The organism is Arthrobacter sp. B0316-1-20 (assembly GCF_059091865.1).
Genome location: NZ_JBNHHC010000003.1, coordinates 103194 through 129532, shown reverse-complemented (window position 1 = coordinate 129532; position 26339 = coordinate 103194). Strand labels below are relative to the sequence as shown.

Here is a 26339-nt window from a genome sequence, read left to right as displayed (position 1 = left end):
GAGGGTATCGGCCCGCCCGGCCCGCCAATCCCATTTCGATGAAACGTTGAACCGGCTGCAAGGGGTTCCTCTTGCCGGAAAATTCGAGTTTTATGTACCTACTCGTGTCGAGCAGCTGGCACTAAGATCCTCCGGACCGGGAGAATGATGTGTCGGATCTGGGCGAGAGCCTCCCTTCCGTGCCTGGCCGCGTTGCCGCTGTTCCCTTTGTCGGCGCATTTGAGAGTACGTACCTGCCGGTACACCGCCGGGACGTGGCGGAGCTGACCGGAAGCTACGCCCACTGGGGCCGCCACCTGGACCACATGCGCACAGCAGGCGTAGGCAGCGTGCGGTTTCCGATTCGCTGGCACCGCGTGGAAACAGAGCCAGGCGAGTTCGATTGGTCCGAGACCGACCGGCAGCTCCAGTTCCTGCGGGTCCGCGGGATGGAGCCAATCGTCGACCTGGTGCACCACACGAGCTACCCGCAGTGGCTCGACGACGGTTTCAGGGACCGGAGGTTTGCGCCCGCTTTCCTGCGGTATGCAGAGGCCGTGGCCCGGCGCTATCCCTGGCTGACGTCCTACACGCTGTTCAATGAGCCCTTCGCCACCCTTTTCCTCTGCGGCCATGAGGCCTTGTGGCCGCCCTACGACAGGGGAATCGACGGTTTTGTGCGCCTCGTTCGCAACGTCCTGCCGGCCATCGCGGAGGCGGCCAGGTGCTGGTCGGAGCTGCTGCCCGAAGCCCGCCACGTCTGGGTGGATACCTGCGAACACCATGACGGAACTACGGGTGGCCCGGCGGAGTACGCGGCTCTCGCCAACGACCGGCGCCACGTGCTGCTGGATCTGGTGCTCGGACACGATCTGACCGAGGGCCGCCCCTTCCTGAGGGAGATCGTCAAGCACGGCGGCGAAGACTTGCTTCACCTGGACCCCGTTCGGGTGGACGTTCTCGGCCTCGACTATTATTGCCACTCCGAGTGGTGGTATGAGGAGTCCCGCGCCCACGCGCCATCGCCCCACCCGCTGGGTTTTGCGGCCGTGGCCGAGCACTACGGCTCCCGCTACGGGCTGCCGATGCTCCTGAGCGAGACCAACATCCGGGGAACGGCCTCCGACCGCGCGTCCTGGTTGCGATACACCCTTGAACAGTACGAACTGGCTCTCTCCCGCGGGATCCGGCTCGAGGGGTACTGCTGGTTTCCCTTCGTAGACTCCTGCGACTGGGACTCCATGCTCGCCCGCGCCGCCCGCCGCCCGGACCCGGTCGGCGTCGTCGGCGCCGCCGCGTGGGGAAGCCGGACGGCCACCACCTGCTTCACGGACGCCTGGATGGCTGCGGCATCCGGAACCCCCAGCCGCGACCTGCCCGCGTACCGATTTCAACCGCCGTGCGACAGCCAGCTCCGGGGGCTGCTGCCCCAGATGAGCCACTGGCCCTGGCGCGATCCTCCCGAAGAGGAGATCGTCCCGCCCGCCCGCAACGCCGACGAAGAGGAACACAGGATGAACCCCTTGGAAGACCCTGACTTGGTCGTGCTGTCCCACCTGAGGTGGACCTGGGTCTGGCAGCGCCCGCAACATCTTGTCTCCCGGTTTGCCGCCGCCCGCACCCGGACCGGTGCCCGCACATGGTTTCTGGAGGAACCACTGCCGGCCAAGGTCGAACAACCGGTCCTGCGGCACCAGGACGTGGACGGCATCACCAGGGTATGGCTTGAAATTCCCTCGGTTGACGGGCAATTGGCCGCCCCGGGATTCGACGCACCCGGCGCGGAAGAATACGGCGCATTGTTCCGCCACTTGCTGGCGACCCACGCACGGCCGGCCTCGCCCGACGTCTTGATCTATACGCCGATGGCGCTGGAGATAGCGCGCGCGCTCGAGCCCGGGGCCCTCTGCTATGACGTCATGGATGATTTGGCGTCGTTTCGCCATGCCCCCAAAGCCATGCAGACCCGGCAACGCCAGGCGCTGGCGGAATCCGATGTGGTCTTTGCGGGAGGCGCCTCCTTGCACCGCAGCGTCAGCCGCTACGTGGGCGATTCCTGCCATCTCTTTCCCAGCGGCGTGGACGCCGCGCACTATGAAACCTCCCGGCTGCTCCGCGAGGAGCGGGCGCCCGGCCTCCGGAAGGTGGCGGGCTACGTGGGCGTCATCGACGAGCGGCTCGATCTTGGCCTGCTGGAGGAGCTCGCCGCGATGCTTCCCGACTGGTTGTTTCGGATCGTGGGACCGGTCGCCAAGATCGATCCGTCCACGCTGCCGCAGGCTCCAAACATCGAGTACACCGGAATGGCGGAATACGCCGAGTTGCCCGCCGTCATGGCCGAATTCGACGTTGCCTTGATGCCCTTCGCCATGAACGAGGCGACACGGTCGATCAGCCCGACGAAGACCCTCGAGTATCTGGCCGCCGGCCTTCCCGTGGTGTCGACGCCCGTTCCGGATGTGGTCGCCGGGTACCGGGGGCTCGTCCACATCCAGGAGGACGCCGCAGGCTTCGCCGATGCCATCCAGACCGCGCCGGGTGATTCCCCGGCCGAACGGGACCGGCGAATGCGGCCCTTGCAGAGACTCCTCGGCTGGGATGCGATTGCCGGACAAATGCACCGTTTGATCTCTCAGGGAGCCGTGGCCGGAGAACTGGCGGAAGAAGAAACGGCATGAGCTCGGGGGCCGAGCGCCAACGCTCCGACGTGGAGGATTTGGAACGCGCCCACGAACGCGGAGTCGGCGCGGCAATAGCCGGCCTGCAGGACGCCGCGCTGGGCAGGAGACGCCTGACCGGCCCTGCCGTTCCGGCGCTCGCCGAGGCAGCCGTTAGTTCGGCCACGCCGTACCTTCGGGCACCGTTGCTGGCGAGGATTTCCGCCGGCCTCATGCTTCATCCGCCGGCCGGCGACGAACAGGGAGAATGCGCAACCTGCGGCACCCCGGCCCCGTGCCTGACCGCCGAGGCGCTGAAATGGTAGCGGCCGGAGACCACGGTCCCAACCTCATTGTCGTCGGCGCAGGCCTCTTCGGACTGACCGTTGCCGAAACCGCCGCACGTGAGTACGGGGCCCGCGTGCTGATACTTGAACGCCGTTCCCACCCGGGCGGCAACGCCTGGTCCGAGGAGGAACCGGAGACCGGGATCGAAGTCCACCGGTACGGGGCGCACCTGTTCCACACGTCGAATGAACGGGTCTGGAACTACGTCAACCGGTTCACTTCGTTCACCGGCTACCAGCACCGCGTGTTTACGGTCTTCAAGGGCAATGTGTATCCGATGCCCATCAACCTGGGCACGATCTGCGCCTATTTCGGCCGCCACCTCTCGCCGGACCAGGCCAGGGAGTTGATCCGCCACCAGGCGCAGGAAGTAGCGGCCTCGGCGGCCGGCAACCTGGAAGAGAAGGCCGTCTCGTTGATCGGCCGACCGCTGTACGAGGCCCTGGTGCGCGGCTACACGGCCAAGCAATGGCAGACCGACCCGCGGGACCTGAGCCCCGACATCATCACGCGGCTGCCCGTGCGCTACACCTTCGACAACCGCTACTTCACCGACACCTACGAGGGCCTGCCGACGGAGGGCTACGGCACCTTCCTTGGCGGCTTTCTCCGGTCGCCCTTGATCGACCTGCAACTGAACACCGATTTTTTCCACGTCCGTCCGCACCTCCCGCCCGACGTGCCCGTCGTGTACACGGGGCCGCTGGACCGCTACTTCGGATACTCGGCCGGGGCCTTGTCCTGGCGCACCTTGGACTTCGAGCAGGAAGTCCTGCCGATCGCGGATTTTCAGGGCACGCCCGTGATGAATTACGCCGACGAAGACGTCCCGTGGACCCGCATCCACGAATTCCGCCATTTCCATCCCGAACGGCAGTACCCCGATGACCGCACCGTGATCGTCCGCGAATACTCCCGGACGGCGGGCGCGAACGACGAACCGTACTACCCGATCAACACCAGCCAGGACCGGGACAAGCTCAGGACGTACCGTCGCCTCGCGGGGCAGGAACCGAACGTGTTCTTCGGGGGCCGCCTCGGCACCTACAAGTACCTGGACATGCACATGGCCATAGCGTCGGCGCTGGGTTTGGTCGACAACTCGATCGGCCCCCTGCTCGGTCGCTCGTCGACGTAACCCCGGCCCCGCTCCTTGCCGCATCAAGCCGGCGGTGCGCATGCCGGGAAAGCCATTCCGGGACCACCCGCGGCACGGTGACCGGTCCGACAACCTGTCCCGGAATTTTTCCGCGTGCCTGCCGTTAACCACAGTGAATGCAAATGCATGTAAACTGATGCGTAGCAAGCACCACGAAAGGTACATCATGGAACTCGGCGTATTCAGCGTCAGCGACGTCACCCTGGACCCGACCACCAACCGCATGCCCACCGAGCGCGAGCGGATCAAGGCGTCGGTCGCCATTGCCAAGAAGGTCGAAGACATCGGCATGGATGTCTACGCCATCGGTGAGCACCACAACCCGCCGTTCTTCTCCAGCTCCCCCACCACGCTGCTGGCCTACATCGCCGCGCAGACCGAGCGGATCACGCTGTCCACCGCCACCACGCTGATCACCACCAACGATCCCGTGAAGATCGCCGAGGACTTCGCCATGCTCCAGCAGCTGGCCGACGGCCGCGTGGACCTGGTGCTGGGCCGCGGCAACACCGCCCCGGTCTATCCCTGGTTCGGCAAGAACATCCAGGACTCGCTGGAGCTGACGGTGGAGAACTACGCCCTGCTGCGCAAGCTCTGGGACGAAGAGGTCGTCAACTGGCAGGGCAAGCACCGCACCCCGCTGCACAACTACACCTCCACGCCCCAGCCACTGGACGGCGTTGCACCCTTCGTCTGGCACGGCTCGATCCGCACGCCCCAGATCGCGGAGCTGGCAGCCTACTACGGCGACGGCTTCTTCGCCAACAACATCTTCTGGCCGAAGGAGCACTACATGCAGCTCATCGGCCTGTACCGCGAGCGCTACGAGCACTACGGCCACGGCACCGCCGACCAGGCCATCGTGGGCCTGGGCGGACAGTTCTTCATGCGCAAGAACTCGCAGGACGCGGTCAACGAATTCCGCCCCTACTTCGACAAAGCACCCGTCTACGGCCACGGACCGTCGCTGGAGGACTTCACCGCGCAGACCCCGCTCACCGTCGGCAGCCCGCAGCAGGTGATCGAGAAGACCCTGGCCTTCGCGGACTACTTCGGCGACTACCAGCGCCAGTTGTTCTTGATCGACCACGCGGGGCTGCCCCTGAAGACCGTGCTGGAACAGCTGGACCTGTTCGGCGAAGAGGTGCTCCCGGTGCTGAAGAAGGAGTTCGCCGCCCGCAAGCCGGCGCATGTTCCGGAAGCCCCGACCCACGCCAGCCGCAAGGCCGCCCGCGACGCCAAGGAAGCGCCCGCCGAGTCGGTGTCCCATGGCTGATTCATCCGGTCCTGAGATCAGGACGACGGCGGCTGCTTGGGAATCGCTGTTCCGCACCCAGGTGGCGGTAATGCGCCGGATGCAGCAGCTGCCCGAGTTCAGGAAACTCGCCATGCGCGAGTACGACGTCCTGTTCAACCTGAGCCGGTGCCCGGGCGGCTGGAGCCGGCTGAACGAGCTGAACGAGGCACTGTTGATCAGCCAGCCGAGCCTCAGCCGGATGGTCGACCGCTTGGAGAAGAAGGGCCTGGTCCTCCGGCGCACGGCCCGCAACGACCAGCGGGGCATCGAGATCTCGCTGACAGACGAGGGCCGCGCGTTGCAGAAGGAGATCGGCCGGCAGCACGTCAAGCACCTGCATTCGATGCTCGCCCCGCTGCTGTCCGAGGAGGAATTCGGACAGCTCCAGGAGCTGACCGACAAGCTGCGGGCCGGCCTGGCGAACGATTGAAGTTATCCGGCGGGGTGCCGGCGGCTCAGGCGGGCGGATCGTCAGCGACCTGCAGGGTCATGATGACCTGCCGCAGCGTCTTGAAGTGCTTGCCGGAGACGTAGCTCTCCGCCTCCGCGATGAGGCCGTAGGCATCCAGCAGCCCGGTCTCGTCGCCGGGCGCCGGAGTGCCGTGGCGGACGGCCGTGCCGAAGGAGTAGGTGCCGACCGGGTCCGGACCGTTGACGGTGTTTTCCACCAGGCAGGCCTGGAAGCCGTCGCCGGCCGTTTTGTCGGTCAGCCCCATCGACCCGAAGTACCGGTGGCCCAGCAGCGTCCGGTAGACGAACAGCGGCTCGACCGTGTCGTCGGACGGCACGGCGGGCACCTTCGCCGGCTCGCTGACCAGCACGCGCAGTTCGGTGACGGCGCCCTCGCAGGCGGCCTTGGGCAGCTTGAGCCGGGTGTGCAGTTCGGCGGCCAGCTTGCCGGAAGAGTCCCGGATGTCCAGGTGCAGCCCGTCGTCCGAGGGCTGGGTGGGCTTGACCTGCCGCTGCACCACCCACTCGCCCGGAACCTCGAAACTGATCACTCGGTCCGGATCGGTGTAGACCTTCCAGCCGTCGATCGTCGCTTTCCGCACGGGCTCCTTGCCGGGCGGCGCCGCGGGTTGTCCGGCTGCGTCCCCGCCGGCCGCACCCGACGGCGACGCACTCGCTCCGGCCGACGCGCCGCCGTCGTCGGGCAGCAGGCCGCAGCCGGACACGAGCGCCACGCACAGCGCCGCGGCGGCACCCCGGCCCGGCATCCTTCGCCTGATCATGCTGCGCTCCCCTCCGGTCCGAGGACTCCACCGTACCCAGCGGGAGGACCGGTCCGGTATAGGACCGCGCCGTGTCCCGGGGCGTCGTCGGGAACCTTAGCGCCGCAGCGCCTGGACCTCTTGGACGGCGGCGACGACGGAGCGGGCCGCCAGGGCGATCTCGGCTTCCTTCACGCCGGCCGTGAAGGTCAGCCGCACCGCGGTCTGCGCCACGGACGGTTCGATTCCCATGGCCAGCAGCACCGCGGACGGCTCGTCGGAGCCGGCGGCGCAGGCCGACCCGCTGGAGCAGACCACCCCGCGGCGTTCCAGTTCCAGCAGCACCGCCTCGCCGGAGGTTCCCGGGAAGCAGAAGGAGGCGCTGGCGGGCAGCCGTTCGGTGCGATGACCGGTCAACATGGTGCCGGGCAGTTCCCGCAGGACGGTGTCAATGAGGTAGTCGCGGTAGCGCGTGAGCCGGTCGGCGTCGGCCGCCCGCTCGCCCCCGGCCAGCGACAGCGCGGTGGCGACGGCGACCGCACCGGCGACGTTCTCGGTGCCGGACCGCCTGCCGCGCTCCTGCCCGCCGCCGTGCAGCACCGGCTCCAGCGGGACCCGGCCGGAGACATACAGCAGCCCGCAGCCCTTGGGCGCGCCCAGCTTGTGGCCGGACACGCTGAGCGCGTCCGCCCCGAGCTCTGCGACGTCCAGGTCCAGCCAGCCGGCCGCCTGCACGGCATCCGTGTGAAACGGGACCCCGGCGGCCCGGCAAAGCCTGCCGATGCGACCGACCGGCTGGATGGTGCCCACCTCGTTGTTCGCGTACATCACCGTGCACAGCGTGGTGTCGTCGCGCAGCGCGGCTTCCAGTTCGTCCACGCGGACCATGCCCGCGGCATCGACCGGCACCCGGGTGACCTCGAAGCCATGGAACCTGGCCAGGTAGTCGACCGCCTCCAGCACCGAGGGGTGTTCCACGGCGCTGGTGATGACGTGCCTGCCCCGAGGGGAAGCGAGCGCAATGCCCTTGACCGCCAGGTTGTTGGACTCGGTCCCGCCGGACGTGAAGATGATCTCGCCGGGGCGGCAGCCCAGCACCCCGGCGGCCGTGCCCCGGGCATAATCGAGTGCCCGCAGCGCCGCCTCTCCCACGGTGTGGTGGCTCGAGGGATTGCCGAAGTCCTGCGTCAGTGCCGGCCACATGGCCTCCAGCACCTCGCGGCGCACCGGGGCGGTCGCCGCAGCGTCCAGATAAATCACGACGACGACGCCCCTTCGGCCGCCTGCCCCGCGGCAATGCGGATGTCCAGGCCCAGGTCCAGCGACCGCACGCTGTGGGTGAGCGCGCCGGACGAGATGACGTCAACCCCGGTCCGGGCAATCCGGCCGACGGTCTCCAACCGCACGTTGCCGCTGGCCTCGACGATCGCACGTCCGGCCACCCGGGCAACGCCTGCGCGGAGTTCGTCCACGCTGAAGTTGTCCAGCATGATGGTGTCCACGCCCGCGGCCAGCACCGGCTCGATCTGCTCGGCCCTGTCCACCTCCACCTCGAAGTGGACGGTGTGCGGGAGCCTGGCCTTCGCCTCCAGCAGCGCCTCGGTCAGGTCCCGGCTGCCGTCGGCGGTGAGCACGGCCAGGTGGTTGTCCTTGGCCATCACTGCGTCGGAGAGCGAATAGCGGTGGTTGTGTCCGCCGCCGCAGCGCACGGCATAGCGCTCCAGCGCCCGCAGGCCGGGGGTGGTCTTGCGGGTATCCACCACCCGGGCCGCCGTGCCGGCCACTTCCCGGACGAAGGCCGCGGTCTGCGTGGCGATGCCGCTCATCCGCTGCAGCAGGTTCAAAGCCACCCGTTCACCCAGCAGGATGGAGCGGGCGTTTCCGGTCAGGACGGCCAGCACCTCGCCGGCGCCGAAGGCGGCGCCGTCGCCGGTTTTCAGCTCCACCCGCACGTCGGGATCCACCTGGCGGAAGACCTCGGCCAGCACCGGACCGCCGGAGAACACGCCGGGCTCGCGGGCCGCCAGCTCCGCCGTGGCGGTGGCGTCGGTCGGAATCAGCGTAGCCGAGGTGACGTCGCCCCACGGCGCGTCCTCGGCGAGCGCCCCGGCGACGATTCGCTCCATGGCGGTCCGGTCGATCGGCTGGATATGGTTCATGGCTGCTCCTGCAGGACTGGCTGGGACGTGGGGGAAGACATTGGGGAAAAGGTGGCGGGGGCGGGGACCGCGGCGGCGTTCACATAGGCCAGGTGCCGGCGGTGCGCCGGGGCCCGGGTGTGATCGCTGCGGTAGTGGGCGCCGATGCTGTCGCGCCGCGCGGCGGCGGCCGCAACCACCAGCCGTGCCACCGTCAGCAGTGCGGCGTCCTCGGCCGAGGCGGCGTCGGTGACGGGCACATGCCACCGCGCCAGCTGGCGGGCGGCTTCCCGCAGCGTGGGCCCATCGCGGACCACGCCGGCGGCGGCCGCCATCACGGCCTGGATCTGTTGCCGGGTGCACGCAGTGGTGTGGGCCGGCGCGTCCTGTCGGCCGGGGCGGGCCCCTGCACGCAACGGGCGGCCCGGCGGGGCCCCGACGTCCAGCGGGACGGCACCGAACACCGGCACGGCCTCCGGCCGGTCCAGCGCGCGCACGGCACGGCGGGCGAAAACCAGGCCTTCCAGCAGTGAGTTCGAGGCCAGCCGGTTGGCCCCGTGCACTCCGGTGCGGGCGACCTCGCCCACGGCCAGCAGCCCGGGCACCGAGGTCCGGCCGTCGTGGTCGGTCCGCACGCCGCCCATCCAGTAGTGCGAGGCCGGACGCACCGGCAGCGGTTGCCGCGTCCAGTCGAAGCCCAGGGAACGGACGGTGGCGTCGATCATCGGGAACCTCGCCGCCAGGAAACCGGCGCCCTTCTCCCGCTCGAGTCCGGTGGCGTCAAGGAAGACCTGCGGCAGCAGCCCGTTGTCCTCCTGCAGCCGGAGCTGGTTGTGGATGCAGCGCGAGACCACGTCACGGGGCGCCAGCTCGGCGTCCGGATGCAGCGCCGGCATGAACCGCTCCCCCGCCGCATCCACCAGCACGGCGCCTTCGCCGCGTACCGCCTCCGAAATCATGAAGGCCCTGCCGCCGGTCGCCGCCGGGTCCAGCAGGGTGGGGTGAAACTGGATGAACTCAAGGTCAGCCAGGACCGCACCGGCTTCCCAGGCCAGCGCCACGCCGTCGCCGGTAGCGGCGGCGGGGTTGGTGGTGGCGGGGTACAGCTGCCCGGCGCCGCCGGTCGCGAGGATCACGACGTCGGTGTCCAGGTAGTCGGGCACCGCGCCTGCTCCCATGGGCATCAGCTCCACGCCCGCCACGCGCGCGCCGGCCGTGAGCAGCCGCCGCACCATCGTGTGCTCAAGGATCTCCAGCCGGCCCGCCTCCGCCAGGCCGCGGACCACGCGGATCAGCACTTCGGCGATGCCTGCCCCGGTGCGGTCACCGCCGGCATGCAGGATCCGCGGCGCCGAGTGGGCCCCTTCCAACCCGAGCGACAATTCACCGCCGTGCCGGTCGAAGTCCACGCCCCACTCTTCCAGGGTGGCGATTTCCGCCGCCGCACCTGCGCACAGCAGGCGCACGGCGCCGTCGTCGTTCATGAAGGCGCCGGCGGCGAGGGTGTCGGCGATGTGCGCCGCGACGGAATCGCCGGCCGCGGTTCCCTGCGCGGTGACCGCGGTGATTCCGCCCTGGGCGTGCCAGGTGTTGGACTCGGCCAGCCCGCCCTTGGTGATCAGGGTGACGGCCGTGTCCGGGCGTTCCGCGGCGAGCGCGGCGGCGTAGAGCCCGGCGATGCCGGACCCCACCACCGCCACGCGCCGGGCCGGTTCGAGGTTCACGGCCTGGCTGCCAGCATCCGTTCCAGCGCCACGCGGGCGGGAACGGCCACCGAATCGGGCACGGTGATCCGGTTGAGGACTTCACCGCCGGGCAGCTGGCCGGTTCCGGCGTAGGCTTCCAGCACCCAGGCCAGATAGCCCGGGTGAATCCGGTACATCGTGGAGCATGGACAGATCACCGGGTCGAGGCAGAAGATGGTGTGCTGCGGGTACTCGGCGGCCAGCCGGTTGACCATGTTGATCTCGGTGCCGATCGCGAAGACGGTCGGCTCGGTGGCGGCGGCCACGGCCTTGCGGATGTAGTCGGTGGAACCGGACTCATCCGCGGCGTCCACCACCGGCATGGGGCATTCGGGGTGCACGATCACCCGGACGCCCGGGTAGTCGGCGCGTGCCTTCTCGATCTGGTCCACGGTGAAGCGCTTGTGCACGGAGCAGAAGCCGTGCCAGAGGATCACGCGCGACTCCTGCAGCGCCGCCTCGTCGTTGCCGCCCAGGGGCTGGCGCGGATTCCACATGGGCATCTGCTCCAGCGGCACGCCCATGGCCTTGGCCGTGTTGCGGCCCAGGTGCTGGTCGGGGAAGAAGAGGACCCGGTGGGCGCGCTCGAAGGCCCACTCCAGCACTGTCTCGGCGTTCGAGGACGTGCAGACGATCCCGCCGTTCTCTCCGCAGAAGCCCTTGAGCGCGGCCGACGAGTTCATGTAGGTGACCGGGATGACTGGGACCTTGCCGTCGGCGTCCGGACCGCTGCCAAGCACGCCGGCGAGCTGGTCCCAGCAGGCCTGCACCGAGTCGATGTCCGCCATGTCCGCCATGGAGCAGCCGGCGGCCAGGTTCGGCAGGATCACGGCCTGGTCTTCGCCGGAGAGCATGTCGGCAGTTTCCGCCATGAAGTGCACGCCGCAGAACACGATGACTTCGGCCTCCGGCTTTTCCTTGGCGGCCCGCGCCAGCTGGAACGAGTCGCCCACGAAATCTGCGTACTTGACCACTTCGTCGCGCTGGTAGAAGTGGCCGAGGATGACCAGCTTGTCGCCCAGCTTTGCCTTGGCTGCCAGGATCCGCTCCTCGAGCTCCTCGTCGCCGGCGAGCCGGTATTCTGCCGGTATTTCGCCCTGCCGCGGGGTGGCGGCCGGCGCCGGATCGGCCATCGACGCGCCCGGCCCGTAGGAGGGCGCCCAGGCACCACTGCCCGCGGCGGTGTCGAAGGCCCACGGGCCCTTGGCCAGATCAGGCGTGCAGGTGGAGGCGGCGGGCGCGCGGGAGCCGGCAAGCGCTTCCTCGCGGGTGATCAGCTGGATGGTGCTGTTGACCGATGACATGGTGTTCTCCGTTGTTGGGCAGGGGGTCAGGTCGGGGAAATCCGTGGCGGACTGCGGGTATGGGTGGCGGGTGCGGGGGCCTTGCCGGCCTGCGGGGCGGTTGCCGCGGGACTGTTGCCACGGGTGCGCTGGGGAGCGGGTTAGGCGGGCGGGCTGCCCCTGAGCTGCGCGGCGCTGCCGGTGTAGCGGTAGAGCCGGGGCGGCCGGTGCCGGCCGCCCTGCAGGTACTCGTCGGTCGGTTCGATGTCCGGGGTCGCCCGCAGCTGGCGTCGGAAGTTGGCGGGATCCAACTGCTTGCCCAGCACGGCCTCGTACACTTCGCGGACCTGGGCCAGTGTGAAAGTGGATCCCAGGAAGGCATACGCGATGGAGCTGTATTCCACCTTGTTCCGCAGCCGCCACAGCGCGTAGTCCACGATCTGGTTGTGGTCAAACGCCAGTTGGCCAAGTTCATCGGCGCGGACCCAGCGCACGTTCTCGGTTTCGCGGGCCAGTGCCGCCTCGTCCGGCTTCACCAGCGCCCAATAGACGATGGAGACCACCCGCTGCGCCGGTGAGCGGTCCAGGCCGCCGAACGCATACAACTGCTCCAGGTAGCTCGGCTGCAGGCCGGTGGTCTCCTCAAGGTTCCGGGCCGCGGCGTCCTGGAGGGATTCGGCCGCACTCAACGGACCGCCGGGCAGCGCCCACAGGTCCCGGAAGGGCTGGCGGGTACGGCGGACCAACGGCAGCCACAAGGTGGGGCGACCCGCCTCCTGGTCCGGACGGAGGGCGAAGATGACCGTGGAGATGGCCAGTTCAGGGGGCTGCTGCGCCCGCTCCGACACATTGGCCGCGTGAATCGGCATGGCCGCCTCCTCCCCGGTTTCGAGTAAAAGTCACAGTGACTAGAACTCATTCTAGCCGGTTATGGTCATGTTGACCCAATCACACCCCAACGCGAGCGATTTGTGACGGCGCCGGGATTATGGCGGACCGGGGCAGGCCTCCCGCCCTCCTCTCGCCGCAAGCCGGAACCGACCTCCGACTGACACGAGGGAATGGACGCACAGCGGCATTCCGGCGTGGCCGCCCGCGTGGCGCCGGACTCCCCGGGCTAGGCTTCAGCCATGCACCCACGGGGACGGCGGCGGTTCGTACCACCGGACAACAACGAAATCCTCAGGCGCAGGTATGGCAGGAAGGAACGCCCGCCGCACCATCGCGTCATCCTTGGCCGCTACGCCTTCATCAAGGGCTGGCTGGTCGCCGTCGGGGCGTGGTTCGTCATCTCGCTGGTCCTGAGCATCATCGACGAGCTGTCGTCGCCGCACTCCGCTGCCCTCAGCTTCTGGGGCCTGGTGCTGACGATCAGCTTTTTCTTCGCCGCCCTGCTGGGCGCCCCCTTCGCGCTGCTGCTGGGCCTGCTGCTGCGCCCGGTTCGGCGGCAGTGGGTGCATGTGCTGGTATTTGCAGCAGGGCTGGCCGCACTCACGTGGGGAACCGCCGCCCTGCTGGCTCCGGGCACGGCTCCGCTGCCTGCCATTTGCGCGGTGATTGCCGGAACCGCCGCGGGGCTCGGCCGTGTGGCGGTCATCCGGGACGTCGACGTCGACGACGGCGGCGCCGCCCTTTCCTCCGGGGTCAGCGGGGATCGGCGGCGGCCTGAACCAACGGAAGGGTCCGCTCCCGGAAGTGGCTGTTAAGCACGATCACGGACGACGAACGCAGCACCGTATTGGTCGCCATGACCTGGTCGAGCACGCGCTGCAAATCCGCGTTCGACCGGGCGACGACACAAGCCAGCAGGTCGCTTTCACCGGAGACGGTGTGCAGCTCTAGCACCTCGGGAATGTCGGCGAGCGCGGCGGCCACGGCGTCGTGCCCGGACTCCTGCCGGATCACGAACGAACAATAGGCTCGCACCACGTACCCCAGTGCCTCGGGCGAAAGCCGCGGCCCCCAGCCCGCCGTCACGCCTGCGCGTTGCATCTTGTCCAGCCGGGCCTGTACTGTGGCACGCGCTACTTTCAGCACCCGGGACGCTTCCAGAACGGACATCCGCGGGTCCTCCGTGAACAGCGTGACGATATCGGCATCGAGAGAGTCGATCTGCATGACGCTGTGCGTCCTTTCGGGTTCGGTGCCGCCAGTTGTGGGAAACTGCTAGACAAATTGTCAGCTTACGGGCTGCTTTCGCCAAACGACAGGACAGTCGATGCCGCGTTTTACCGCCACTCACCACCGCGACCCGAGCGCCCGACCGCCCGCCGGGCTCGGCCACGGGATGAAGCAGCGCCAGCTGATCATGATGGGACTGGGCAGCGCGATCGGTGCCGGGCTCTTCCTGGGCTCCGGAGCGGGCATCCAAGCCGCCGGTCCGGCCGTGTTGATCTCCTACCTGCTCGCGGGCACATTGGTGATCATCGTGATGTGGGCGCTGGGCGAGATGGCCGCCGCCAACCCCAGCAGCGGTGCCTTCTCGACGTACGCCGAGAAGGCGCTGGGCCGCACCGCCGGCGCCACCATCGGCTGGCTCTGGTGGCTGCAGTTAGTGGTGGTGATCGCGGCCGAAGCAGTGGGCGCCGCGGGCTTGCTGGCCACGGTCTGGCCGGCGCTGCCCGTCTGGCTGCTCGCGCTGGTGTTCATGGTGGTCTTCACCGCGGTCAACCTGTTCGGGGTGCGCAACTACGGAGAATTCGAGTTCTGGTTCGCCATCTTTAAGGTCATCGCCATCCTGGCGTTCCTCGCCATCGGCGCCGCCTTGCTGTTCGGCTGGCTGCCCAATGTCCCGTCGCCCGGGTTGGGCGTCATCTTCGGCGAGGACGGCTTCGCCCCCAACGGCATCGCCGGCATCGGCGCCGGGCTGCTGGTGGTGATCTTCGCCTTTGGCGGGACCGAGATCGTCGCCGTTGCGGCCGCGGAAACGGAAAACCCGGGAGCCAGCGTGGCGAAGGCCATCCGGACCGTCGTCTGGCGCATCCTGGTGTTCTACTTCGGCTCGGTGCTGGTGATCGCGCTGACGGTGCCCTGGGATTCGGAGGCACTGGCCTCGCCCTTTGCCGCGGTGCTCTCGATCGCCCAGATCCCCGGCGCAGATGTGGCCATCACCCTGGTCGCCGCGGTAGCGCTGCTCTCGGCGCTCAACGCCAACCTGTACGGCGCATCCAGGATGATCTTTTCTCTCTCGGAACGGAACGAGGCGCCCGCTTCCCTCGGGAGGCTCAGCACCCGGCGGGTTCCCGTCAGGGCGGTGATGGCGTCCGTGGCGTTTGGCTTTGTGGCAGCCGTTCTCGAGCTGTTGTTCCCCGAGCGCGTCCTGCCGGTGTTGCTGAACGTCGTCGGGTCCACCTGCCTGGTGGTCTGGGGGATCGTCCTGCTGTCCCAACTGGTGCTGCGCCGCCGGGCCGACCGCGAAGGCACGGAGCTGCCGTTCCGGATGCGGGGCTTCCCGGCGATGACGTACGCGGGCCTTGCCCTGCTGGCCGCCATCCTGGTGCTTGGCTTCTTCTCCCCGACAACGGGAATCCAGCTGCTCTCGACCCTGGTGCTGATCGCCGCGATAGCTGCAGCTGCCAAAATCGCCGCGCGCCGAACACCTGCCGAAAGTTCACCTCGCCGTTAGTAGTATGCAATCTGCGTGTAGCTATTGCCATCAGGGGCAGCTAACTGTGCACACTGTTTGGTGATCGCATGGCAGATTGCGCACTCCACGCGGGGTGACTAGTGTCACCGTAAGCAAGTGACGCCGTCGCGCTCCTCCCCGCGGGGACGCGGCGGCACCATAACTACGTGGAGGAGCAGGCATGAGCAGCGTTCTTTCCCTGGACCCGTCGGCCCGGCCGAACCTGTCCGCAGAGGACCTCAAGGAGCTCTACCGGCTGATGGTGTCGGTCCGCCACCTGGACGAATCGGCCATCCGGTGGCAGCGCCAGGGCCTAATTCCCGGCTACGCGCCGGAACTCGGACAGGAAGCCGCCCAGGTGGGCAGCGGGTATGCGCTGGACATGTCCCGCGACTTCGTCTTCCCGACCTACCGCGAGATGGGCGTGGCCCGGACGGTGGGCGTGGACATGGTCGAGTACATGTCCACCCACAAGGCGACCTGGCACGGCGGGCTCTACGATCCCCAGGCCACCCGTTTCGCCCCGATCCAAGCCGTCGTGGCAGGCTCCGTGCTGCACGCCGTCGGCTGGGCGCACGGGCAGACGCTCTCCGGCGCCCCGGCCGGAGAACTCGGCGTGGCCATCACCTACTTCGGCGACGGCGCCAGCTCGCAGGGCGACGTCCACGAAGCCATGAACTTCGCCGCGGTCATGAAGGCTCCCGTCGTCTTTTTCATCCAAAACAACGGCTTTGCGATCTCGGTGCCGACGGAGCGCCAGGTGGCCGGGGGCTCGGTTGCCGCCCGGGCGGCCGGCTACGCCATGCCGTCACTCCAGGTGGACGGCAACGACGCCGTGGCGGTCCACCAGGCGACGGCGGCCGCCCTCGCCCATGCGCGGGCGGGCAACGGGCCGGCCGTCGTGGAAGCCATGACGTACCGGCGGGGCCCGCACTCCACCAGCGACGACCCCGGCCGCTACCGTACCCTGGCCGAGGAACGCGCCGACGGCGGCGAGGATCCGCTGCTGCGCATGCGGGCCCGGCTGGAAGCCGACGGCATCGCCGGCGAGGACTTCTTCGCCGAGGTGCTCGCGGCCGCCAAGGCGGAAGAAGAACAGATCCGGGAAGGCGTGGCGGCACTTGGTTCCCGTCCCGGCACGGAGATGTTCGATTTCGTCTACCAGGAACCCACACACGCGCTGAAGGCCCAGGCACGCGCCTGGCGGGAGGAGTCCGAGCATGTCTGAGCACAAGACCCTGAGCGACCTTGAAGCCGCCTTCGACAACACCACAGAAACGAGCGCCCAGCAGGAATCCGCGGACGTGGTGGAACCCGGCCACGTCACCGCCGTCGAACAGCTCTCCATGCAGCAGGCACTGAACCGCGCGCTGGCAGAGGTGCTGGAGGACAACCCCAAGGCACTGGTTTTGGGCGAGGACGTCGGACAGCTCGGCGGCGTCTTCCGCATCACCGATGGCCTGCAGAAGACGTTCGGCGAAGCTCGGGTTTTCGACACCCCGCTGGCCGAATCCGGCATTCTCGGCATGTCGGTGGGCCTGGCCATGGCCGGCTACCACCCGATCCCCGAGGTGCAGTTCGACGGGTTCGCCTACCCGGCGATCAACCAGATTGTCTGCCAGGTGGGCCGAATGAACTACCGCAGCCGCGGCACCATGCCGATGCCCATCACGCTGCGGGTACCCAGCTTCGGCGGCATCCGCGCTCCCGAACACCACGGCGAGTCGCTGGAATCGCTGTTCGCCCACGTACCCGGCCTGAAGGTGGTCTCCCCGTCCAGCCCGAACGAGGCGTACCACCTGCTCAAGCACGCGGCCACGCGGCCCGACCCGGTGATCTTCATGGAGCCGAAGTCCCGCTATTGGCAGAAGGGGCCGGTGGACACCTCCCCCGAGCCGGACGGCTACTCCCCCGAAGGCTCGCGGATCGTCCGCGAAGGCAGGCACCTGACCCTGGTGGCCTGGGGCGCCATGGTGGCCCGGTGCCTGCAGGTCGCCGAGCTCGCCGCCGAGGACGGCATCGAGATCGAGGTGCTGGACCTGCGCTGGCTGAAGCCAATCGATGCCGAAGGACTGGCCGCTTCCGTGGCCAAGACGCGCCGCGCCGTCGTCGTGCACGAGGCACCGCTGACCTCCGGCCTGGGTGCGGAAGTAGCCGCGCTGATTGCCGAGCGCTGCTTCAACACCCTGCGGGCACCTGTTGAGCGGGTGACCGGATTCGACGTACCGTACCCTTCGGGAGACCTGGAAGACGAGTACGTACCCAACATTGACCGCATCCTGTTCGGGATCCAGCGAGTATTGGAGTATCGCCGTGGCTGAAATTACGTTCCCCCTGCCGGATCTTGGTGAGGGCCTGATCGAGGCAACCGTGCTGGAATGGCTCGTCTCCGAGGGCGAGCAGGTCGAGCGCAACCACCCGCTGGTCGAGGTGGAGACCACCAAGTCCGCCGTTGAACTGCCCTCCCCGCAGGCGGGCAAAGTGGTGAAAATCCATGGGGAACCCGGCGACATCATCAAGGTGGGCGAACCATTGATCGTTTTCGAGGTTCCCGATGACACCGCCGGTATTGTGGGCACCGTACCGAAGGAAGAAGCGCCCAAGCGCCGCGTCCGCCTGACGGCGGCGCTCGACGACGAGGACTGAGCATGGGAAACACCCCGCAGCACACCGTTGAAGGCCTCGATCCGCGCCTGCACGTCCAAGTGCACGAGGCCGCCGAAGGGACCGAGGGCCCGCGCCGCCCGGTGATCCTGCTGCACGGTTTCGCTTCCTCCAGCAAACTCAACTGGGAGGACGCCGGCTGGATTACGGCGCTGACCCAGGCCGGCCGGCGCGTGGTCACGGTGGACCTTCCCGGCCACGGCGAAAGCGCCGCCCCCGAAGAAATGGACGCCTACGCCCCCAGCCGGATCCGCGCCGACCTGCTGCAGTTGGTCCAGGACGCCAAGGTCCGTCCGCTGAAAGAGAACGACGCCGACACCGGGGTTGACCTGATCGGCTACTCCCTGGGAGCGCGGCTGGCGTGGGAGTTCGGCGCCACCCAGCCGGAACTCGTCCGGCGGATGGTGCTCGGCGGACCCGGCAGCAGCGACCCCTTGGCGGACTTCGACCTGCGCGCTGCCCAGCGCTTCCTGGCGGACGGGACGCCCATCGAGGACGTCAACACCGCCGAGCTTTTGCGGATGGCCAAGCTGGTGCCGTCGAACGACATCTTCGCGCTGATGACCATGATCGAGGCGATCAAAACCGAACCCTTCGTCCCGACCGAGGCCGTGCCGAGGATGCCGGTGCTCCTGGTGGCCGGCGACAAGGACGACCTGGCCGTCACCGCACCGGAGCTGGCTGCGCTCTCCGACGCGGCGGAGCTGATGTGGCTGCCCGCACGTACGCACGCCAATGCCGTGACCTCCCGGGCCTTCAAGACCGCCGCCATCGAATTCCTCGCTGGTTAACCGTTCGCGCATCTTTCGGTGCCGCCCACAGAGCTTTTGGTCGGTACAATTCTCGATGAAAGTAAATTCCTGGGGCGTGGAGGCTTGATGGAGGTATTCCTGGGCGGGCGCTACAGGACACGGGAGCTCATAGGCACCGGCGGGGCAGCGTCCGTGTACCGGGCCGTGGACGAATCTTTGGGCCGCGACGTGGCGGTCAAAATGTTCGCACCGACGACGCCGGACGATGACGAGTACCGGCGGCAGCACACCGAAACCCTGCTGCTGGCCACGCTGAACCACCCCGGTTTGGTGACCTTGCTGGATGCCGGCCTGCACACAGCCGACGATGGCGCGACCACCAGTTACTTGGTGATGGAACTGATTGAAGGGTCCGACCTGCGGCGGCGGCTGAAAGGCGGGCCTCTCTCCGAGGTGGAGACCGCGCAGATCGGGGCAGATTTGGCCGACGCGCTGAACTACATCCATAGTCAGGGTGTCGTGCACCGGGACGTGAAGCCGGCCAATATTCTGCTGGCCAACGGCCACGCGGAAGATACGCGGCACCACCCCAAGCTCACCGACTTCGGCATCGCCCGGATGGTGGAAGCCACCATGGCCACCGCCCAGGGTGCGACCATCGGATCCGCGAACTACCTCAGCCCCGAACAGGCCTTGGGCAACCCCGTCACCGCGGCCAGTGACGTGTACTCGCTGGCGTTGGTCCTGCTCGAATGCCTTACCTGCGAAAAGGCATTCTCCGGCACACCGATGGAAGCGGCCCTTGCCCGGCTCTTGCGCGACCCCGAGATTCCGGACGCCCTCCCCGCCGCTTGGGCGGACCTGCTGACCCGGATGACCCGCCGCGACCCGGAGGCTCGTCCGACCGCGCACGAAGTGGCCCTGAGTTTGCGGAACCTGGCGGAGGCGCCGCTGCCGGAGCAGATCGTAGCGACGGCACCCGTGTTGTCATCCCCTGCGTTGGCGTCACCTGCGCTGTTGAGCGGTACGACCGGCTCGGACTCGGCCGGGGCGATCGAAGAGCGTACCGGCGGGCACATCACGGGGAACGTGGCTATCCCCGCACCGCCGAACCGCGCTCCCAGCGTGGGTTGAACGAGGCATTGAACGCAACACAAGGCACCTCCAACTTGGGCTGGAGGTGCCTTGTGTTGTGTGTCCAGGAACCACGGACTTCGCTGGATCAGTCGATCAAAGCGACCAGCCGGCCAATAACCTCGCCGCGAGCCAACTTGCCGATGCCTTCTCCGATTTCGTCGAAGGAAATCTGGCTGATGTGGGCCGACAGTTTTCCATCCGCCATCAGCTGAAGCACGTCGGCGCAGTCCTGCAGTGTTCCTGCCTGGGAACCGACCAGCTCGACTTCGTTCAGCGTGAGCTGCTGGAGGTTGATGGTGCCTTCGCTCCGTCCGAGCCCCACCTGGACGACGCGGCCACCGCGACGAACGATGTCGACGGCACCGGCGGTTGTAGTGCCGAAGCCTGCAAAGTCGACTACCAGGTCCAGTTCCTTGTCGGCAAAATCCCGAATGTCCTTGGCTACTGCTGTGGCACCGATCTCGAGTGCCATCGGGTGCACCTTCTCATTGACTTCGGCCACGTGAAGTTCTGCGCCGTTGGCTATCGCCGTCTGCGCTCCGAGTGATCCCAGACCACCCAGGCCGATAACCCCGACCTTCATCCCCGGCTTGAGTCTGCCCTGAACCATCATGGCGTGGTAGGAAGTCATACCGGCATCCGTCGCGGCCGCCGCCTGATCAAACGGGACGCCGTCCGGCAACGGTGCCACCAACCGTGCGGGGGCCTTCACCTTTTCTGCGAAGCCCCCGTCAAGCGAGGTGCCGGGGCCTTCGATCGCGGCGGGAATAACGGCTCGGTCCCCCACCGAGAAGGTCGTGACATCCGCACCGACCGCTGAGACGATACCGGCGATCTCATGGCCGAGCGTGATAGGCCGGAACGGAAGCAGCGACGTCAAGGTGCCGTCAATGAATCCAACATCGCTGTGGCACAGCCCGGCGGCCTTGATGTCCAGGACAACTTCATCCGCAGCAGGTTCCGGTGCGGCAACTTCATTGAGCGAGAGAGGTGTGTCGATTTCTGTAAACTGCCAAGCCTTCATTACACAATCACTTCCTTGAGCGGTACGCACGCAAATCCATGCATATGCATTCACTCTAGGCGGTTCCCCGGGAGATGCAAGATATGCAAACGTTGACTCGCCTTACGGCACCTAGGAACGGATTGGCATTCCCTGACGGGTAACTGCTCCCACCGTGACCTTCGCAGACAGGCACGCAGCACATCGGGTCCGGCCGACCGGTCGTTCAAGAAAATGTCCCCCACGTTCTTGACGTGGCCCTCGCCACAGGCCATGATGGATCATATACGATTTCGTACTTCACAGGAGGAAGCTTTGTCCGAAGCCAACGTCACCCAGTCCGCGGGCACGCTGCAAACGGTGGATACCCAGATCCTGGAGGACGCCGGCAAGGTGCTGGCCGTACATCTGTCCTACAACTCCCGGGCGGCACAGCGCGGACGGGTTCCGGCGCACCCCTCCTACTTCATGAAGGCCTCCTCCTCGCTGGCCCTCTCGGGCGGCACCGTGGAGCGCCCCGCTGGCACCGAACTGCTGGCCTTCGAGGGCGAGATTGCCCTGATCATCGGCAAGCCTGCCCGCCGCATCAGCATCGACGAGGCTTGGGATCATGTGGGTCACGTGACCGCCAGCAACGACCTGGGCGTCTACGACATCAAGTACGCCGACAAGGGCTCCAACGTCCGCTCCAAGTCCGGCGACGGCTTCACCCCGATCGGCCCGGCCCTGCTGCCCGCGGCGTCGGTCAACCCGGACGCCCTCCGGATCCGCACCTGGGTCAACGGCGAGGTCGTCCAGGACGACACCACCGCGGGCCTGATCTTCTCCTTCGCCCGGATCGTCGCCGACCTGTCGCAGCTGATGACGCTGCATCCGGGGGACATCATCCTTACGGGAACGCCGGCCGGCTCCTCCGTGATCGTGCCGGGCGACGTCGTCGAGGTCGAGGTCTCCGACGAAGCCGCAGGGCTGAGCACCGGCCGCCTGTCGACCACCGTCACCCAGGGCGAGGCGGAATTCGCGTCCTTCGGCAACACTCCCAAGATCACCGACGCCGACCGGATCGATGCCTTCGGCAGCGAGGAAGCGGCCGGGCTGGCGCCGGCAATCACCGGCAAGTCCGCGCTGACCGAGGACGTCAAGGCCAAGCTGCTGTCGGTCGCCACCGCCACCATCTCCGGCGCGCTGCGGAAGCGCGGGCTGAACAACGTCAGCGTCGACGGCCTGTTGGCCACCAAGCCGGGCCAGAAGGTCATCGGCACCGCCCGTACCCTGCGCTATGTGCCCAACCGCGAGGACCTGTTCAAGTCGCACGGCGGCGGTTACAACGCGCAGAAGCGCATCATCGACGCGCTCGGTCCGGGCGAGATCCTGGTCATGGAGGCCCGCGGCGAGAAGGGCTCCGGAACCCTCGGGGACATCCTCGCCCTGCGCTCCCAGGTACGCGGCGCGGAGGCCATCATTACCGACGGCGGGGTCCGCGACCTTTCCGAGGTGGCGGCGCTGGACATCCCGACGTTCTACAACGGTGCCCACCCGGCGGTGCTGGGACGCAAGCACGTGCCGTGGGACACCGACGTGACGGTCGCCTGCGGCGGCACCACCATCCAGCCCGGCGACATCATCGTGGCCGACGACAACGGCATCCTGGTGATTCCGCCGGCCCTGGCCGCCGAGATCGCGGACGAGGTGGTCGAACAGGAACGCCAGGACAGCTTCGTCTTCGAGATGGTCAAGGAGGGCCACAAGATCGAGGGCCTGTTCCCCCTGAACGCCGAATGGCGCGCACGCTACGAGGCATGGGTCGCGGAGCAGCCGAAGTGACCACCCTGGCCCCCAGCAAGTCGGAACAGGCCTACGAGCTGCTGCACGAGCGGATCGCCAAGGGCGAACTGGTGCCCGGCTACCGGCTGGTCCTCGGGACCATCGCCGCGGAGCTTGGCTGCAGCACCGTGCCTGTGCGCGAGGCGATCCGCCGGCTGGAGGCCGAGGGCCTGGTGACGTTCGAGCGCAACATCGGGGCGACGGTCGCGGCCGTCGACGCCGAGTTGTACCTGCACACCATGCAGACGCTGGCCGTGATCGAGGGCGCGGCGACGGCCCTGGCCGCGCCGCTGCTCTCCGCCGCGGACCTGGCCGAGGCGCGAGCGGTCAACGCCGAGCTGCGCCGCTGCCTGGAAGACTTCGATCCGCGCCGCTTCACCCAACTCAACGACCGGTTCCACGCCGGGTTGTACGAACGCTGCCCCAACCCGCACATCCTGGACCTGGTGCACCGCGGCTGGAACCGGCTCAACGCCATGCGGGCCTCCAGCTTCAGCCACATCCCCGGCCGCGCCCGCTCCTCCGTCGAGGAACACGAGCAACTGCTGGATCTGATCGACGCCGGTGCCAGCGCCGGCGAAGTGGAGAAGGCGGCCCGGGCACACCGGACCAACACGCTCAACGCCTACCTGGCCGCGGACGGCTTGCCGCCCTCGCCCCTGTAGGCCGCGACCGCTGCCGACGGCGACACCCCGCCGTCGTCAGCGGCCAAGCACCACACACAGCCCAGACCTCACCGACTACCGACCATTCAACCCCCATGGAAAGGACCATCATGGCCGAGCACTTTGTCCCGGACAACCTGCCCACCAACCTGCAGCACTACATCGGCGGCAAGCTTGTCGACTCCATCGACGGCGACACCTTCGACGTGCTGGACCCGGTCACCAACAAGCCGTACCTCAAGGCTGCCTCCGGCAAGGTAGCCGACGTTGCCGCGGCCGTTGCCGCCGCCAAGGACGCCTTCGAGAACGGCCCCTGGCCCACCATGCTGCCGCGCCAGCGCTCCCGCGTGCTGCACAAGGTCGCCGACATCGTCGAGTCCCGCGGCCAGGAACTGGCCGAGATGGAGTGCTTCGACACCGGGCTGCCCATCAAGCAGGCCCTGGGGCAGGCCCAGCGCGCGGCGGAGAACTTCCGTTTCTTCGCCGACCTCATCGTCGCCCAGCACGACGACGCCTTCAAGGTTCCCGGCCGCCAGGCCAACTACGTCAACCGCAAGCCGATCGGCGTCGCGGGCCTGATCACGCCGTGGAACACCCCGTTCATGCTGGAGTCCTGGAAGCTGGGTCCGGCGCTGGCCACCGGCAACACCGTGGTCCTGAAGCCAGCCGAGTTCACCCCGCTCTCCGCGTCCCTGTGGCCGGGAATCTTCGAAGAGGCCGGCCTGCCCGAGGGCGTCTTCAACATCGTCCACGGCTACGGCGAGGAAGGCTACGCCGGGGACTCCCTGGTCAAGCACCCGGACGTCCCGCTGATCTCCTTCACGGGCGAATCCCGCACGGGCCAGATCATCTTCGCGAACGCGGCGCCGTACCTGAAGGGCCTCTCCATGGAGCTGGGAGGCAAGTCCCCCGCCGTCGTCTTCGAGGATGCCGATCTGGAGGCGGCCATCGACGCAACGATCTTCGGCGTCTTCTCGCTCAACGGCGAACGCTGCACCGCGGGCTCGCGCATCCTGGTCCAGCGGAGCATCTACGACGAATTCGTCGAGCGCTACTCCGCCCAGGCAAAGCGGGTCAAGGTCGGACTCCCCCACGAGGAGACGACGGAGGTCGGCGCCCTGGTCCACCCGGAGCACTTCGAGAAGGTCATGTCCTACGTGGAGATCGGCAAGCAGGAGGCCCGCCTGACCGCCGGCGGCGGCCGGCCCGCGGAGTTCCCGGAGGGCAACTTCATCCAGCCGACCGTCTTCGCCGACGTGGCACCGGACGCCCGGATCTTCCAGGAGGAGATCTTCGGTCCGGTCGTGGCCATCACCCCGTTTGATACGGACGAGGAGGCCCTCGAACTGGCCAACAACACCAAGTACGGACTGGCCGCCTACATCTGGACGAACGACCTGAAGCGGTCCCACAACTTCGCCCAGAATGTCGAGGCCGGGATGGTGTGGCTGAACTCCAACAACGTCCGCGACCTGCGCACCCCGTTCGGCGGCGTGAAGGCGTCCGGCCTGGGCCACGAGGGCGGATACCGTTCCATCGACTTCTACACCGACCAGCAGGCCGTGCACATCAACCTCGGCGAGGTGCACAACCCGGTCTTCGGCAAGGCCGAAGACGCTGCCGCCATCCCGGACGCCTGACACCTACCCCTACCGCTCGAAGGAGAGAATTATGAGCAACGAAATCCCCAAGCCCTCGGTTCCGGCCCCGGACATCCTGCGCTGCGCCTACATGGAGATTGTGGTCACCGACCTGGCCAAGTCCCGCGCCTTCTACGTGGACCTGCTGGGCCTGCACGTGACCCACGAAGACGACGAGGCAATCTACCTGCGCTCGTTCGAAGAGTTCATCCACCACAACCTGGTGCTGCGCAAGGGCCCGATCGCCGCGGTGGCGGCCTTCGCCTACCGCGTGCGGTCCCCGGAGGACGTGGACCGCGCCGAGTCCTACTACCAGGAGCTGGGCTGCCGCACCGAGCGCCGCAAGGAAGGCTTCGTCAAGGGCATCGGCGACTCCGTCCGCGTGGAGGACCCGCTGGGCTTCCCGTACGAGTTCTTCCACGAGGTGGACCACGTGGAGCGCCTGCACATGCGCTACGACCTCTACTCGGCCGGCGAGCTGGTGCGCCTGGACCACTTCAACCAGGTCACCCCGGACGTCCCGCGCGGCCGCAAGTACCTGGAGGACCTGGGCTTCCGCGTCACCGAGGACATCAAGGACTCCGACGGCGTAACCTACGCGGCCTGGATGCACCGCAAGGGCACGGTGCACGACACCGCCCTGACCGGCGGCAACGGTCCGCGGATGCACCACGTGGCCTTCTCCACCCACGAGAAGCACAACATCATCCAGATCTGCGACAAGATGGGCGCCCTGCGCATGTCCGACCGGATCGAACGCGGTCCCGGCCGCCACGGCGTGTCCAACGCCTTCTACCTGTACATCCTGGATCCCGATGGCCACCGCGTGGAGATCTACACCCAGGACTACTACACCGGCGACCCGGACAACCCCGTCATCACCTGGGATGTCCACGACAACCAGCGCCGCGACTGGTGGGGCAACCCGGTGGTCCCGTCCTGGTACACCGAGGCGTCCCTGGTGCTCGACCTCGACGGCAACCCGCAGGAGGTCATCGAGCGCACCGACAACTCCGAGATGGAGGTGACCATCGGCGCCGACGGATTCTCCTTCACCCGGGCGGACGACGAGGACGGCACCTTCCGCGGCCAGGCGTCGAAGGGCTTTAAGATCGGCAACCAGGTCTAGTCCCGGTCTTCGACCGCATGACGACGCCGCTGGGCGGCTTCCGCAGGGAAGCCGCCCAGCGGCGTCTGTGGCCTTGCCCGCCC

The 26339-nt window shown here is 67.8% G+C and carries 24 protein-coding genes; 16 read left to right on the top strand and 8 right to left on the bottom strand.

What is annotated here, in order from left to right:
- Positions 1 to 149 precede the first annotated feature (149 nt).
- The 5 genes from AC5RW2_RS05830 (at position 150) to AC5RW2_RS05810 (ending at position 5870) form a co-directional block, all read left to right on the top strand.
- Positions 150 to 2657: a family 1 glycosylhydrolase gene (locus AC5RW2_RS05830; protein WP_494073754.1), complete on the top strand. Its 2508-nt coding sequence runs from the start codon at positions 150 to 152 to the stop codon at positions 2655 to 2657.
- Positions 2654 to 2962: a hypothetical protein gene (locus AC5RW2_RS05825; RefSeq protein ID WP_494000065.1), complete on the top strand. Its 309-nt coding sequence runs from the start codon at positions 2654 to 2656 to the stop codon at positions 2960 to 2962. Before AC5RW2_RS05830 ends, AC5RW2_RS05825 begins: the two co-directional genes overlap by 4 nt.
- Positions 2956 to 4122, top strand: coding sequence for a UDP-galactopyranose mutase (gene glf, locus AC5RW2_RS05820; RefSeq protein ID WP_494022858.1), 1167 nt, complete (start codon positions 2956 to 2958; stop codon positions 4120 to 4122). Before AC5RW2_RS05825 ends, glf begins: the two co-directional genes overlap by 7 nt.
- A gap of 187 nt (positions 4123 to 4309) precedes the next feature.
- Positions 4310 to 5419, top strand: a complete 1110-nt coding sequence (locus tag AC5RW2_RS05815) for an LLM class flavin-dependent oxidoreductase (RefSeq protein ID WP_494073753.1) — start codon at positions 4310 to 4312, stop codon at positions 5417 to 5419.
- Positions 5412 to 5870 carry a MarR family winged helix-turn-helix transcriptional regulator gene (locus AC5RW2_RS05810; RefSeq protein ID WP_494000068.1) on the top strand — a complete coding sequence of 153 codons (459 nt, stop codon included), beginning with the start codon at positions 5412 to 5414 and terminating at the stop codon, positions 5868 to 5870. Before AC5RW2_RS05815 ends, AC5RW2_RS05810 begins: the two co-directional genes overlap by 8 nt.
- A 25-nt stretch (positions 5871 to 5895) precedes the next feature.
- On the opposite strand, the gene AC5RW2_RS05805 is transcribed toward AC5RW2_RS05810, so the two are convergent.
- The 6 genes from AC5RW2_RS05805 to AC5RW2_RS05780 all read right to left on the bottom strand — a co-directional run bounded on the left by AC5RW2_RS05805 (position 5896) and on the right by AC5RW2_RS05780 (position 12686).
- A complete protein-coding gene (locus AC5RW2_RS05805) occupies positions 5896 to 6672 on the bottom strand; it encodes a hypothetical protein (RefSeq protein WP_494022856.1) in 777 nt (258 codons plus the stop codon).
- Between the two features lie 96 nt (positions 6673 to 6768).
- Complete coding sequence (locus AC5RW2_RS05800) at positions 6769 to 7911, bottom strand: cysteine desulfurase family protein (protein ID WP_494022855.1); 1143 nt, start codon at positions 7909 to 7911, stop codon at positions 6769 to 6771.
- On the bottom strand, positions 7908 to 8810 hold the full coding sequence (nadC, locus tag AC5RW2_RS05795) for a carboxylating nicotinate-nucleotide diphosphorylase (RefSeq protein WP_494073752.1): 903 nt from the start codon (positions 8808 to 8810) through the stop codon (positions 7908 to 7910). Before nadC ends, AC5RW2_RS05800 begins: the two co-directional genes overlap by 4 nt.
- Entirely contained in the window at positions 8807 to 10513 is a 1707-nt protein-coding gene (nadB, locus tag AC5RW2_RS05790; protein ID WP_494022854.1) for an L-aspartate oxidase, read from the bottom strand. The genes nadC and nadB overlap by 4 nt, the downstream gene beginning before the upstream one ends.
- Entirely contained in the window at positions 10510 to 11838 is a 1329-nt protein-coding gene (nadA, locus tag AC5RW2_RS05785) for a quinolinate synthase NadA (protein WP_494022853.1), read from the bottom strand. Before nadA ends, nadB begins: the two co-directional genes overlap by 4 nt.
- Before the next feature lie 140 nt (positions 11839 to 11978).
- A complete protein-coding gene (locus AC5RW2_RS05780) occupies positions 11979 to 12686 on the bottom strand; it encodes an NUDIX hydrolase (protein WP_494000074.1) in 708 nt (235 codons plus the stop codon).
- Between the two features lie 261 nt (positions 12687 to 12947).
- Between AC5RW2_RS05780 and AC5RW2_RS05775 the strand changes: the two genes are divergently transcribed.
- Positions 12948 to 13523 carry a hypothetical protein gene (locus tag AC5RW2_RS05775; RefSeq protein WP_494073751.1) on the top strand — a complete coding sequence of 192 codons (576 nt, stop codon included), beginning with the start codon at positions 12948 to 12950 and terminating at the stop codon, positions 13521 to 13523.
- Here the strand turns inward: AC5RW2_RS05775 and AC5RW2_RS05770 are convergent.
- On the bottom strand, positions 13462 to 13935 hold the full coding sequence (locus tag AC5RW2_RS05770) for an Lrp/AsnC family transcriptional regulator (protein WP_493979767.1): 474 nt from the start codon (positions 13933 to 13935) through the stop codon (positions 13462 to 13464). The two genes, AC5RW2_RS05775 and AC5RW2_RS05770, sit on opposite strands and share 62 nt — an antisense overlap.
- A 100-nt stretch (positions 13936 to 14035) precedes the next feature.
- On the opposite strand from AC5RW2_RS05770, the gene AC5RW2_RS05765 reads away from it, so the two are divergent.
- The 6 genes from AC5RW2_RS05765 (at position 14036) to AC5RW2_RS05740 (ending at position 19992) form a co-directional block, all read left to right on the top strand.
- Complete coding sequence (locus AC5RW2_RS05765) at positions 14036 to 15442, top strand: amino acid permease (RefSeq protein ID WP_494073750.1); 1407 nt, start codon at positions 14036 to 14038, stop codon at positions 15440 to 15442.
- 181 nt (positions 15443 to 15623) lie between these two features.
- The gene (locus tag AC5RW2_RS05760; RefSeq protein WP_494073749.1) at positions 15624 to 16670 is read left to right on the top strand and encodes a thiamine pyrophosphate-dependent enzyme; all 1047 of its coding nucleotides are present in this window, start codon (positions 15624 to 15626) and stop codon (positions 16668 to 16670) included.
- 118 nt (positions 16671 to 16788) lie between these two features.
- On the top strand, positions 16789 to 17763 hold the full coding sequence (locus AC5RW2_RS05755) for an alpha-ketoacid dehydrogenase subunit beta (RefSeq protein WP_494073885.1): 975 nt from the start codon (positions 16789 to 16791) through the stop codon (positions 17761 to 17763).
- Entirely contained in the window at positions 17756 to 18088 is a 333-nt protein-coding gene (locus AC5RW2_RS05750) for a biotin/lipoyl-containing protein (protein WP_494000078.1), read from the top strand. Before AC5RW2_RS05755 ends, AC5RW2_RS05750 begins: the two co-directional genes overlap by 8 nt.
- Positions 18089 to 18090: 2 nt before the next feature.
- Positions 18091 to 18897, top strand: a complete 807-nt coding sequence (locus tag AC5RW2_RS05745; RefSeq protein ID WP_494012395.1) for an alpha/beta fold hydrolase — start codon at positions 18091 to 18093, stop codon at positions 18895 to 18897.
- Positions 18898 to 18984: 87 nt separating this feature from the next.
- Entirely contained in the window at positions 18985 to 19992 is a 1008-nt protein-coding gene (locus tag AC5RW2_RS05740) for a serine/threonine-protein kinase (protein ID WP_494025656.1), read from the top strand.
- 88 nt (positions 19993 to 20080) lie between these two features.
- Here the strand turns inward: AC5RW2_RS05740 and AC5RW2_RS05735 are convergent, their stop codons facing one another.
- On the bottom strand, positions 20081 to 21019 hold the full coding sequence (locus AC5RW2_RS05735; protein ID WP_494073748.1) for a zinc-binding dehydrogenase: 939 nt from the start codon (positions 21017 to 21019) through the stop codon (positions 20081 to 20083).
- 330 nt (positions 21020 to 21349) lie between these two features.
- Between AC5RW2_RS05735 and AC5RW2_RS05730 the strand changes: the two genes are divergently transcribed.
- The 4 genes from AC5RW2_RS05730 to hpaD all read left to right on the top strand — a co-directional run bounded on the left by AC5RW2_RS05730 (position 21350) and on the right by hpaD (position 26256).
- On the top strand, positions 21350 to 22822 hold the full coding sequence (locus tag AC5RW2_RS05730) for a fumarylacetoacetate hydrolase family protein (protein WP_494073884.1): 1473 nt from the start codon (positions 21350 to 21352) through the stop codon (positions 22820 to 22822).
- Positions 22798 to 23487, top strand: a complete 690-nt coding sequence (locus AC5RW2_RS05725) for a GntR family transcriptional regulator (protein ID WP_494000082.1) — start codon at positions 22798 to 22800, stop codon at positions 23485 to 23487. The genes AC5RW2_RS05730 and AC5RW2_RS05725 overlap by 25 nt, the downstream gene beginning before the upstream one ends.
- Positions 23488 to 23597: 110 nt before the next feature.
- Positions 23598 to 25127, top strand: a complete 1530-nt coding sequence (hpaE, locus tag AC5RW2_RS05720; protein ID WP_494073747.1) for a 5-carboxymethyl-2-hydroxymuconate semialdehyde dehydrogenase — start codon at positions 23598 to 23600, stop codon at positions 25125 to 25127.
- A gap of 31 nt (positions 25128 to 25158) precedes the next feature.
- Positions 25159 to 26256 (top strand): 3,4-dihydroxyphenylacetate 2,3-dioxygenase, encoded by a 1098-nt coding sequence (gene hpaD, locus AC5RW2_RS05715; RefSeq protein WP_494073746.1) that lies wholly within the window; start codon positions 25159 to 25161, stop codon positions 26254 to 26256.
- The last annotated feature ends 83 nt before the right edge of the window (positions 26257 to 26339 follow it).